Annotated in this window: 1 protein-coding gene; it reads left to right on the top strand. The window is 63.5% G+C overall.

Annotation, left to right across the window (positions count from 1 at the left end; genetic code table 11):
* Window positions 1-425 (top strand): AAA family ATPase (locus RS75_RS24965; RefSeq protein ID WP_045025288.1); only part of this gene is annotated, 425 nt, incomplete at both ends.

Below are 425 nucleotides of genomic sequence, written 5' to 3'. Positions count from 1 at the left end.
ATGGCAGAGAGTGCGACCAGAATGGCGGCACGCTCAGATCACGATGTGAGAGGGACGATGATCACGAGGGCCATCGCCTGGCAGAACGGCGAACTGGCAGGACCGGGGCTGAGTGACGAGCAGAAGAGAGCCATTTTCCACGTCACCGGATCTGCGCAGATATCAGCGGTGATCGGCTTTGCCGGTGCCGGCAAGTCGACCATGCTGGCCGCAGCACGACGGGCATGGGAGACGGACGGTTATCGTGTCCATGGCGCTGCCCTTGCCGGCAGGGCGGCAGAGGGTCTGATATCATCCTCGGGCATAGCTTCGCGCACGCTGGCTTCGTGGGAGCTTGGCTGGGAGAACGGAACATCCCTGCTCGGCCACCGGGATGTTCTCGTCATCGACGAGGCCGGCATGATCGGCAGCCGGCAGCTTTGCCG

The organism is Rhizobium nepotum 39/7, assembly GCF_000949865.1.
In the GTDB taxonomy this organism is placed as follows: Bacteria; Pseudomonadota; Alphaproteobacteria; order Rhizobiales; family Rhizobiaceae; genus Agrobacterium; species Agrobacterium nepotum.
Note: the sequence above shows the minus strand (reverse complement) of the source record. Positions and strands in the feature narration are given on the sequence as shown.